6 protein-coding genes and 1 pseudogene are annotated in these 10,898 nt (G+C 44.3%); 4 read left to right on the top strand and 3 right to left on the bottom strand.

Annotated features, from left to right (window positions below; all coding sequences use genetic code 11):
- Nucleotides 1-290 (bottom strand): annotated as a pseudogene (locus J6U00_RS03215) (hypothetical protein); the annotation flags it as partial.
- A 461-nt stretch (nucleotides 291-751) separates the two neighbouring features.
- Between J6U00_RS03215 and J6U00_RS03220 the strand changes: the two are divergent.
- The 3 genes from J6U00_RS03220 to J6U00_RS03230 all read left to right on the top strand — a co-directional run bounded on the left by J6U00_RS03220 (nucleotide 752) and on the right by J6U00_RS03230 (nucleotide 8,171).
- Nucleotides 752-2,401, top strand: a complete 1,650-nt coding sequence (locus J6U00_RS03220; protein ID WP_296578772.1) for an EAL domain-containing protein — start codon at nucleotides 752-754, stop codon at nucleotides 2,399-2,401.
- Nucleotides 2,402-2,620: 219 nt separating this feature from the next.
- Nucleotides 2,621-5,680 (top strand): carbohydrate-binding domain-containing protein, encoded by a 3,060-nt coding sequence (locus J6U00_RS03225; protein WP_296578774.1) that lies wholly within the window; start codon nucleotides 2,621-2,623, stop codon nucleotides 5,678-5,680.
- Between the two features lie 244 nt (nucleotides 5,681-5,924).
- A complete protein-coding gene (locus J6U00_RS03230) occupies nucleotides 5,925-8,171 on the top strand; it encodes a carbohydrate binding domain-containing protein (RefSeq protein WP_296578777.1) in 2,247 nt (748 codons plus the stop codon).
- A 55-nt stretch (nucleotides 8,172-8,226) separates the two neighbouring features.
- Here the strand turns inward: J6U00_RS03230 and J6U00_RS03235 are convergent, their stop codons facing one another.
- Nucleotides 8,227-8,955, bottom strand: a complete 729-nt coding sequence (locus J6U00_RS03235; protein ID WP_296578779.1) for a hypothetical protein — start codon at nucleotides 8,953-8,955, stop codon at nucleotides 8,227-8,229.
- Nucleotides 8,952-9,503, bottom strand: coding sequence for a sigma-70 family RNA polymerase sigma factor (locus J6U00_RS03240; protein ID WP_296578781.1), 552 nt, complete (start codon nucleotides 9,501-9,503; stop codon nucleotides 8,952-8,954). Before J6U00_RS03240 ends, J6U00_RS03235 begins: the two co-directional genes overlap by 4 nt.
- Nucleotides 9,504-10,010: 507 nt before the next feature.
- On the opposite strand from J6U00_RS03240, the gene J6U00_RS03245 reads away from it, so the two are divergent.
- The coding region (locus tag J6U00_RS03245) for a hypothetical protein (protein WP_296578783.1) at nucleotides 10,011-10,898 on the top strand (888 nt) is incomplete at its 3' end.

A 10,898-nucleotide genomic window follows, 5' to 3' on the forward strand; every position in this document is an offset into this window, starting at 1 on the left:
ATAGCTGTAGGTGTAACAAGCTTTAACTTAGCATTCGTAGCATCTGGAAGTATCCAGTTTGATGAGCTTGTAAGAGCATTAAAGTAATTGGTTCCGTTAGCACTGATCTCAATGATAGGATCAGCAGACTTAGCTGAGATTGACATTGAAGATACCGTAACAGTCTTATTCATTGAGAACCACGCGTAGGTGGAGGTTGCCAGCATTGAAGCAGAAACAGCAAGCATCATAGCAGCCGGTATAAGCTTCTTGGCTGTATTACCTTTTTTCTTGTTATTAGTTTTCATCATAAGTCATTTTCCTTTCATAATAAATTACCGGTATTGGCTCCGGCTGCCTCCTGTTTGTGTTTATGCTTTATACTTTTTGTTTACAACCATATTATAACTTGTTTTAATGGAAATGTCAATATCATGTAGAAAAGTTCATATTTTTTCAAAATTTTTCGGCACTTTACACAATAAAACATACTTCCCTTTCACTTTCAACACAACAAATTTATTACATTATGTATATAGAAATCACGTTATCAAAAACAGTAAAAAGCTTTCCACAACTGACTGAACCAATTCCATCACTACATTATAATATAAGTGGTCATACCATTCTTTACCAAATTTTAATAATTCATAAATTTTCATAATCCTCATTGACTTTTTTATGTTGTATATGCTATAATCTTATATGTAAATGGGAAATTGCCATTTTTTGTCATCAAACCCGTTCCGGCGGGTATGAAGGGGGTATGGTTATGCTGCAGATCGACGAACAATTTATTGTTGATAACTTCGATAAAGCACTTGCGAACGGTTCTATCAAAGCTTACTATCAGCCCGTTATCAGGACTCTTACCGAAAAAATATGCAGCGTTGAAGCGCTCGCGCGCTGGCAGGACCCGGTAATGGGACTGCTCTCGCCTTTCCTGTTCATCAACGTTCTCGAAAAGTACAGGCTCATACATAAGCTCGACTTGTATATCCTTGAGAATATATGCGTTACATATAACGAAATGAAGAGCAAGGGGCTTCCGCTCCACCCGTTCTCCATAAATCTCTCCCGTCTTGACTTTGACGAGGTGGATATGCTAAAGGCTATTTCTGATATATTAAAGAAGTACGATGTTCCCTCCAAGGCTATACATATAGAGATAACAGAAAGTGTAATGCTCGATAATACCGCTTACTTTCGCCGTATCTTCGACAGCTTCCACGACGCAGGTTTTGCTATCTTCATGGACGACTTCGGCAGCGGCTATTCGTCCCTCAACGTATTGAAGGACTACAGCTTTGACGTGCTGAAAATAGATATGCGCTTTCTTAGCGATATCGGCTCCCGTTCAAAGAAGATACTTGCTTCTGTAGTCAATATGGCAAAGGCTATAGGCATACATACCCTTGCAGAGGGCGTAGAGACCAAGGAGCAAATGACTTTTCTCCGGAATATCGGTTGCGAGATGTTACAGGGCTACTACTATGCAAAGCCTATGGACGGCGAGCTGTACGTACAGTACCTCTCCGATACAGGTTTTCAGGTGGAGGACCCCGAAGAGCATCATTACTGGAACGATGTCGGACAGATAAACTTCCTCAGTCCTGACCCTCTTACCGAAAATGATTTTGTCGAAGCCGAAAACGGTGATTATGGCTTTATCCGTGAGAATGCCGCAGCTCTTGCACTTATAGAGCAGTCAGGTCCTCAGCATGTAGAGCTCCTGTACGAGAATCAGGCGTTTGCAACAGGACTGCAAAAGATAGGTTTCAGATGCTCTCAGGATATGATAACGGCTATCAATGAAACCGAAGCCGCATACTATCCTAATATGGACGAACAAGTTAATTTCTCCATCAAAACAGGCAAAGTCATAAAAGAGGATCACTTCCTCAATGGTGTATATTTCACTTATTTTACAAAATGCATAGCTCAGACTGATAAAAAGGTGATGCTCGCCGCAAGCATACAGACTTATGGCAGTAACGTGGATACATCCTCAAACGAGATGTTCGACGTATACAGCCGTGCTATCATAGATACATATGATCATATAACTCTCATGGATCCCGAACACAACCGCGTGACTGCCCGTGTCTACTCAAAGCAAGGTTACTCACCAGACTACTCGAATATGCCGCTTGATGTCGCTCTCAGGAATTTTGCCAATGAAGAGGTCATTGAAACTGAAAAAGCTGCATTCCTTGCTTTTACCGATCCACCGACACTCCGCCACAGAATGGCAGAAGGAAAGTGCAGGTTCCTACATCAGACATTTAATTTAAAATGTCCCGACGGAAGTTTCAGACCAAAAGATATACGTATAACAAAGCTTTATCTTGGGATTGATATCAACGGCGTCGGTGAGATGTTTATGTTGACCATGCAGAGCATTACTGAAGACGGTAATTAAAATTAAAGTTTTTACGTACTTAAGAAATAGCATAAGCAAAAGCTTGTGCTATTTTTATTTTTCATCGGATCATATTTTAATTATATATGTTTTCAACAATAATTTGTATTGAAAAAAGCCGAATTTAAGATAAGTTTAAGATTATTTTAAGCTTTATTCATTATTATGTAAATATCTGATAACGATATCTCATTATCACAACTTAGGAGGATGATACAAATGAGGAATAAAAAATTACTGGCAGGTCTCCTGTCAGCACTAGTCCTCGGAACAGCATCAGCTACAAACGCAGTAGCTGCTGACGGTCTCTATGGCGACGCGAACTGCGACGGCAACGTAGATATGTCTGATGCTGTTCTCATAATGCAGTCACTTGCAAATCCTGCAAAGTACGGCATTAACGGAACTAACGAAAATCACATCACACAGAAGGGTATAGATCTTGCTGATGTTTCCGAAAATGGAAACGGTCTTACCACAAACGATGCACTCACTATTCAGAACTACCTTTTGGGCAATGTAAAGTCGCTACCCGAATCATTCAAGGACAATTCCGGTCAGGGTTCTTCCGATCAGGAGGAAGAACAGGACAACGTTGAAGAGGTAAATACCAAGATCCACCTCAGCGGCTCTTCTATAACAGTTGAAGGCGAATACGCTGTTGCAAACGGCTCGAAGGTAACTATCTCACACTCCGGTACCTTCACTATCGACGGCACTCTTACAGACGGTCAGATTTACGTTGAGGTTCCTGATGAAAAAGCTGACATGGGCACTGTTAAGCTGGTATTCAATGGCGTCAACATCACCGGCAAGAGCGCTCCTGCTATCCTTGTCAAGAATGCAGACAAGACCTCTATCACAGTTGCAGATGGTACTGAGAACACAGTTTCTGACGATACAGCTGCGTACACAGGTGACGAGCTCGAAAGCGCTGTTATTGAGGCTAAGGACGATCTTACCATCAAGGGCGGCGAAAGCGGCACAGGAACTCTTACCATAAATGCTAACTTCCAGCCTGCTATAGTATGCAACAACGACCTGAAGCTTACAGGCGGTATTCTCAACATCAGCACTTTAAATGAGGATCCTGAACTGACACCCGACACTGTAAAGGGCAAGGGCTCTGTAACAGTAAAGGGCGGCACAATTAATATAACCTCCAAGGGTGACGGTATCAAGTCCTCAAAGGGCGAGGTAGTTATCGAGGGCGGTACTATATCTATAAAGGCAAGCAAGGATGCTATACAGGCTGAGACTGATATAACTATATCAGGCGGCGATATCGCTGCATTCGGCGACAAGGGTCTCACAGCTGTCGGCAACGTAAATATCACAGGCGGTAACCTCATCGCAACTGCAAAGGACAATCAGTGCGAGACTATCACCTCAACAGAACAGGCTACGCTTGTTCTTGACTTCACCAAGGAGTGGGCAAAGAACAATCCTATATCAGTAACTGATACTTCAAACAAGGTTCTCATTGAGCAGAACACTCCCAAGAAGTTCAAGTATGCTATAGTTTCATCTCCCGACATCGCTTCAGGCGACCTTAAGGTATTTGCAGGCGGCATCAAGATGAAGCACAGTACTGGCAGCACCTTCAAGAGCGGAACTCCTGCAAAGTTCACAGACGTAAACAACGATATGGACAACGAGGAGCAGCTCTATCAGGAGCTCTTCAGCCAGGAGACGATCCATAAGATAGACATTCAAATGAACGAGAGTACATGGCAGAACATGATGAACAACGCAAGCAAGGAAGAATGGACTCCATGTGACGTTACCATTGACGGCGAGACAATCAAAAATGTCGGCATAAGAACAAAGGGCAACAGCTCTCTTATGATGGCTAAGAATGGTAAGTACAGCCTCCGTCTCAAGCTGGACAAGTACGACAAAACAAACAACTACCACGGACTTACCGAGTTCTGTATGAACAATATGCTCTCAGACGCTTCATGTCTCAGAGATATCCTCTGCTACAATGCTATGTACGAGGTCGACGGTGTTGCACCTCATGCAGCTCATACAGATATGTACCTCAACGGAAAGCTTTACAGTTTCTATCTCCTTGCCGAGCAGCCTGGTGATACACTGGCTGAGCGTTATGCAGTCGATGATGATTCTGTTCTTTACAAGGCTACAGAAAGAGCTGGTAACGGCGGTGGCTTCGGCTTTGGCGGTGACAGCTACTGCTCGTTCACAATGAACATGACTCCCGACAGATTCGATGTTAAATTTGGTATTGACGATAATTACCAGCACATTGTAGATATACAGACAGCTATCAACCAGCTCACCTCAACGAACTACAAGTTCATCGAGGACGTTATAGATGTACCGAGCTTCCTCAAGGGATTCGCTGTAAACTCTATATTCTGCAACTATGACAGCTATAACGGCTCACTCGCACACAACTACTACCTGATGTACTCAGGCGGCAAGGCTTACTTCGTAGGCTGGGACTACAACCTCTGCCTCGGTAACTTTACAGGCGGCGCAGGATCAGTAACTTCTGATATAACGACAAGTCTCTATCAGTCAACTGTAGAGAACCGTCCTCTTGCAAAACTCCTTCAGGTACCGGAGTATTACGAGATGTATGTAGATATTGTTAAGGACATCCTTAACTACTACAGTGACCCCGAGCAGTATGTTGCAGATTACGCTAAAAGAATACGTTCACACGTTCAGGCTGATCCAAGATTCGAATTCACTATTGATCAGTTCGATCAGAACACTTCAAAGAGCGCTCAGGGCCTCCAGTACAGCAGTGATGGCGGCAACAACGGCGGCTGGGGCATGGACTTCGGCGGCAACAACGGTGGTCAGCAGAACGGCGGACAGCAGAACTGGAATTTCGGCGGCGATCAGCAGAACGGTGGTCAGCAGAACTGGAATTTCGGCGGCGATCAGCAGAACGGTGGTCAGCAGAACTGGAATTTCGGCGGCGATCAGCAGAACGGCGGACAGCAGAACGGTGGTCAGCAGAATTGGAACTTTGGCGGTGACAACGGTGGTTTCAACTTCGGTGGCTTCCAGATGAATGCAGACGAACCACAGTCCGATGACGATTCCGTTATTGGCGAAGAATGGTCATTTGAAGGCGGCTTCGGTGGCGGCGGAATGAACTGGGGCGGCGGCAACGGAGGCGGCTTCGGCGGCGGCTGGGGCGGTGGCTTCGGCGGCGGTGGAATGTTCGGCGGCGGAAATATATCAGTCGTTGACTTCCTTATTGAAAGATTTGCTATAATCCGTCAGGCTCTTAAGTTCTGATAACATTATATAATAATCATTGAGAACTCCTGTGGCAGACAATGCCTCAGGAGTTCTTTTTATATATTTTTGTGCAAATTTCAGTACATAACAAGTTATTTTTAAATAATCATACACAACTTCTTCATTTTGTCCACCTTTGTTGCAAAATATGAGTTTACAGATTGAATAATTTGAGTTATTATTACATTAAATAATATCGAGCGTCTAGTCCTCTCATGGCGCTCATCAGGGGGTCAAAAAAATGAAAATAACCAACAAGATCAGGACTGTCCTCTCATCAGTCGTGGCTGGAGCCATGCTCCTCTCTTCAGTGAGCATATTCCCTTCCGAAAATCTCGATGCTGATGCAGCCGGAGCCTGCACAATCAACACAAACAAGGAATACCAGACTATCCGTGGCTTCGGTGGTATGAATCATCCGGAATGGCAAAGCTACAATGTTCAGAACGGAGCTCCCGGAGATATGACCGCAGAACAGGTGCAGACGGCCTTCGGAAACGGTGATAACGAGCTAGGTCTCACTATCCTCCGTATCTTCGTAAGCGATGATCAGAACGCATGGAAGAACGCAATACCTACTGCTCAGAGAGCTCAGAAGCTGGGTGCTACTGTATTTGCAACTCCATGGAATCCTCCAGCTTCAATGAGGACAAACGGCAGCGGTGGTCCTCGAGGCGGTCAGTACGTTCTTAAAAACGGTTCCGAAGCACAATACGCTAAGCACCTAAACGACTTCATCAAATACTGTAATAGTCAAGGAGTTGAGCTAAATTCCATCTCTGTCCAGAACGAACCTGACTGGTCAGGTGAATGGACATACTGGGCTCCAGACCGTTGCGCAAGCTTCATTGCGAACTACGGAAAGACAGTAACAGCAGGCACAAATACAAAATTGATGTCTCCAGAAAGCTTCAGCTACAGCAAGGATTACTACAACGCTATCCTTAATAACGCACAGGCTATGGCAAACTGCGATATGTTCGGAACTCATTTCTATGGCACACAGCGTAGCCAGATGGACTTCCCGGCCCTTGAAAGCTGTGGCAAGGAAATATGGATGACTGAGGTATACGTCCCCAACAGTGACAACAACTCAGCTGACCGCTGGCCGGAAGCAGTCCAGGTAGCGGAGAATATCCACAATGCTCTCGTTGTAGGAAATATGAACGCTTATGTATGGTGGTACATCCGCCGTCAGTACAGCCCGATGTGGGATACAGGAAAAATATCCAAGCGAGGCTATGCAATGGCTCAGTTCTCAAAATGGGTACGTCCCGGAGATGTACGTATCGACGCAACAGAACAACCCAACAGCAATATTCTCGTTTCAGCATACAAGCACAGTGATACTCAGGCTACTGTCGTTGCAATAAACAAGGGCAGCGGAGCTGTTTCGCAGCAGTTCACACTCAGCAACAGAACAGTAACAAACGTTGATACCTACAGAACCTCTGGAAGCGAAAATATTGCTAAAATCGGCGGTATTTCCGCAAGCGGCTCTTCATTCACCGCACAGCTCCCGGCAAACAGCGTTACCACATTCGTTGTTGGTCTTGAAAGTGACGGCAAAGGCTTTGAAGGCGGCAAGGATCCTGTACCTCCGGAACCGATTGAGCCCGATGAGAATGGTTACTACTATCACGATACATTTGAGGATGACAGCAACGGCTGGGAAGGCAGAGGCGGCGCTTCTGTTTCCACAGACGGTACAGCTTATGCCGGCAGTAAGGCTCTCGCAGTTTCCGGCAGAAGCAGCGCATGGCACGGCGCTATGAAAAATCTCGACTCACTTACCTTTAAGGGCGGAGAAACATACAGCTTCAGCGTAGTAGCTTCTGGCTCGGGCAATATGATGCTCTCGCTTCAGTACACAGACGCTTCAGGAGAGACAAAGTACGAACATATTGCTAACGGCGAGTCCTCAGGCGAATATGTACAGCTTGCAAATGCTGAGTATACCCTTCCGGAAGGTTCGGGATATATCCTTTACGTTGAGACTGAAACAGGCGCCGACAGCTTCACTATCGACGAGGCTATCGTTGCAAAGGCAGGTACTCAGATAAACGGACCTGTAGTAACGACTACCACAACCACCACAACTACAACGACCACTACAACAACTACTACCACCACAACTACCACTACTTCAACAAGTACCACAACCACAACAACCACCGTTACGACAACTCCCGAAACTACCACAACCACAGCTCCTCAGGATCCTAAGGCTGCTCTTGAAGCCAAGGTCACAAAATGGGGCGACGCAAACTGCGATGACAATATTGATATGGGCGATGCAGTACTCATCATGCAGTCACTTGCAAACCCAGGCAAGTATCAGCTTTCGGAGTCCGGCAAATACAACGGCGATGTATACGAGGCAGGCGGTGGTATAACCAACAGCGACGCTTCGACCATACAGAAATATCTCCTTGGTCTTCTCAAAGAATTCCCCGAAAATTATGCTGAAAATATAACAAGCGTATAATATCCGGATACATTGTAAAACAGGAGCACGGCACAGTCCGTACTCCTGTTCTTTTTTATGTTGAGCTTTCTTCATACACCGAATGAAAGCGTTCACGCTCAAAGGGTATCTCATTCTTAACATAATCCTTATAAGCAATATATTCGGCGCAGTTCTCGAGCATGTCCGTATCTGATATACCGAGCCTTATATTTGAGTTAGGCGTTCCCTGTCCCAGACGTCCGTCCCTTTCTGCCGAAGCTATGATAATATAGTACTTACCGGTTTCAAGCATTTCGTCTCCTTCAAGAACAGAAATGCTTTTGCCATCAATATTAACTCCTCCATGCTTGAAAAGCTCGATGGGTTCATTTGTTTTCAAGCTGCCTTTAATGTTTTCAACGACCTTAACTCTATAGTAAGTATACGGCATACCGTTCATTGTTCCCTTCTCATTTATTCTGATCTTGTCGTATTCTGTCCGAAGCTCTTCATCAACCCTTGCAACAAATACATAATCAGCCCATCCTACGACCTCTTCAGGAGCGTTCACATTTATCACGAAACAAGCGGAATTATAATCCATGGGCAGTTCACTGCTTAGTGCATAGCTGTCATATCTTGCCGTCTTATTATTCCGCGGCATCAATACTGCTCCTGTTATCACAGCTGCGGCGCATGTCACAGCAACGAGGAACCGTTTTACAACTACAATTTTCGCTTTTTTTACTGAGCCGTTCAGTACAGGTATCAGTCCGGTATCTATATCGCCGATAACATCAAGAAGAATATCACTATTTTTCATAAATACACTCCCTCCTTTTCCAGATACTTTTTCAGTTTTTTCCTTACACGCTGTAAAACCATTTTTACAGCCCCGTTTGTCAGAGCATTACGTTTTGCTATCTCGGCAGTAGGCATTAAGTACCAGTAACGCATAAGGAATATATCCCTATTCTTATCGGGAAGACCGCACAGGAATGTATTCAGCAACTCACGAAGTGCGAGCCTGTCTTCTATTGCTGATCCATCCCCAATACATTCACCAAGCTCATCGAGACACATAGCGGTCTGACCACCGCCATATCTGCCGCTCCTTTCCCTTCTGTATTTATCAATAGCCAGATTACGCGTAATTCTTCCCAGAAACGCTGACAGTCGCAAAGGTCTTTCGGGAGGTATAGCGTTCCATGCCTTCAGCCATGTTTCATTAACACATTCCTCACTATCCTCTGCCGAGTGAAGTATATTATCTGCTATCGTGCTGCAATATACACCGTACTTGCTTTTGCTCTCTTTTATCGCCCTTTCATCCCTCTGCCAGTATAGTTCAGTTATAACACTATCATCCATGCATTCACCTCCGTTATACCCTTTCACCATTAAAGACGAAAAAACTCCGGCATAGGTAACGCTCACCTGATTTTTCTATTAAAATTGTATCCTAAAATCCTTCAAACAACAACAGGTAACAGCTTTTTTATCTGCAGGATACAAAGAGATCTGTCCGCATATAATGTTATTATTTTTTGCAAATTGACACATGCCGCAGAAATTCCCGTGTTTAAGGATATGAAGTCTATATAAATCACCCAGTAGCTTCATTTTCTGTTCATTTGTCATATTGTGAAATTGTTTCAACCAATTAACGTTGTTTTTACTTTGGCAATCGTTAATTAGCGCAACAATTGCATTGACATTAAGAGCTTTTTATGATATAATAGCACAAAGTGCATTTGATGTTCGTATTTAATAATGTGTATATCATCAAATTGATACGCAGCTTTTTCACTATGAATATCAAAGGTATTATTGTATACGTTTTAATGCGTAAAAAACCAAAGAAAGGAAGTATTGCAAATGAAAAAGTTTATCTCTGCAATCACATCATTCTGCATGGCTGCAACAATGATAAGTGCTGTAGTTCCTGCAACTGTAGGAGCCGCAGACGCTTCAAAGAGTTTTGCTGTCAAGACTTATGACATCAATAAGCCTGCATCATCCGACGCTCAATCAACAGTTACTATCAAGAAGAGCGATATCCCCTCAGACGGTTATGTTCTCCCCTGCGCTCTTTATTTCTCAGAGGGCGTTGATAACTCCACAGATTCTCTTCTTGTAGGAATCACAACAGATTCCAAGGCAATTTCCTTCAAGGTATATGATCCGCTTGAGCCATACAAGGCTGGTGAAAAAGAATACACCATAAAGGGAAATACCTTCAAGACTGACAGTTATATCTCATTTGCTGGAAAGTATGACAAACTGGACGGCTATTCGGCAGCAGGTCTCCCAGTATTTGGCGTTGACAGCTCTCAGACAGCTGCTGGTACAGATAACTACTATATCGGCTGTTCATGGATGAACGCCGGTGTGCCTTATTCATGGGCAGGCGAAAAGTCCGATTCATACCCATTCTACGTATTTGATACTATCATTCCTCAGAACATCTCCACAGGTACATATTCTGTAAAGTTCTGTGAGTACAATACAGATTCAACTGGTAAGAACAACAATCCTTCTCCAATGGTAGAAGGTGAGAAGCAGAGATATACATTAGAGAACGGCAATCTCACGATATCTCCGCTCACTATCAAGGTCGTTGAATCCCTTGATGATACAGGCAGCAGCTCTGCCGAGGGATCAGAAGTAAGCTTCTCATTCGTTGACGAGAATGGCAGCAGCAGCATATCTGCAAAGCCAGGCGACGAGATCACTGTATTTGCTAACATCAAGGCTGGCGGTCAG

It is taken from the genome of Ruminococcus sp., from assembly GCF_017650195.1.
GTDB lineage: Bacteria > Bacillota > Clostridia > Oscillospirales > Ruminococcaceae > Ruminococcus.